The following is a 1,078-nucleotide window of genomic DNA, read 5'->3' as shown; positions in this document are numbered from 1 at the left end:
TTCGGGTGCGACTACAACCCCGAGCAGTGGGACCCCGAGGTCGGGTCGAGGACGTCCGGCTCATGCGCGAGGCCGGCGTGAACCTCGTCGCGATCAACGTTTTCGGCTGGTCGCACGTCGAGCCGCGCCAGGGCGAGTACGACTTCGCCGCGCTCGACCGCGTGGTCGAGCTGCTGCACGACGCCGGCATCGGGATCGACCTCGGGACCGGCACCGCCTCCACCCCGCCGTGGCTCACGACCGCACACCCCGAGGTGCTGCCCGTGGTCGCGGACGGCACCACCCGGTGGCCCGGCGGCCGCCAGGCGTTCTGCCCGAGCTCCCCGGTCTACCGCGAGCACGCCCTCGCGCTCGTCCGCGCCACCGCCGAGCGCTACGGGGACCACCCCGCGGTCAAGCTCTGGCACGTCTCGAACGAGCTCGGCTGCCACAACGCGCACTGCTACTGCGACGTCTCGGCCGAGGCGTTCCGCGGCTGGCTCCGGGCCCGCTACGGCACCGTCGAGGAGCTCAACGCCGCCTGGGGCACCGCGTTCTGGAGCCAGCGCTACTCCGCGTGGGAGCAGGTCCTCCCGCCCCGCGCCACGCTGTCGTCCACGAACCCCGGCCAGACGCTCGACTTCGACCGGTTCTCGTCCGACGAGCTGCTCGCCCACCACCGCGCCGAGGCGGCGGTCCTGCGCAGCCTGAGCGACAAGCCCGTGACGACGAACTTCATGGTCGCCGCGCACATCACCGCGATGGACTACTGGACGTGGACCGGCGACATGGACGTCATCGCCAACGACCACTACCTCGACCACCGCCTGCCCCGGCCGCACGTCGAGCTCGCCTTCGCCGCCGACACCACGCGGGGCCTCGCCGGCGGCGCTCCGTGGCTCCTCATGGAGCACTCGACCGGCGCCGTGAACTGGCAGCCGCACAACGTCGCGAAGGCACCGGGGGAGATGCTCCGGAACACCGCGGCGCACATCGCCCGCGGTGCCGACGGCGTCTGCTTCTTCCAGTGGCGCGCGTCCGTGCAGGGCAGCGAGAAGTTCCACTCCGCGCTCCTCCCGCACGCCGGCACGGCTCCCGA

At 72.5% G+C, this 1,078-nt stretch carries 1 pseudogene; it reads left to right on the top strand.

The features are described 5' to 3' along the window. Positions 1-1,078: pseudogene (locus I59_RS19370) on the top strand (beta-galactosidase); the annotation flags it as partial.

The organism is Curtobacterium sp. B8, from assembly GCF_000333315.1.
Taxonomy (GTDB): Bacteria; Actinomycetota; Actinomycetes; order Actinomycetales; family Microbacteriaceae; genus Curtobacterium; species Curtobacterium luteum.
The sequence above is the reverse complement of the archived record's forward strand: the minus strand, read 5'-3'. Positions and strand labels throughout refer to the sequence as shown.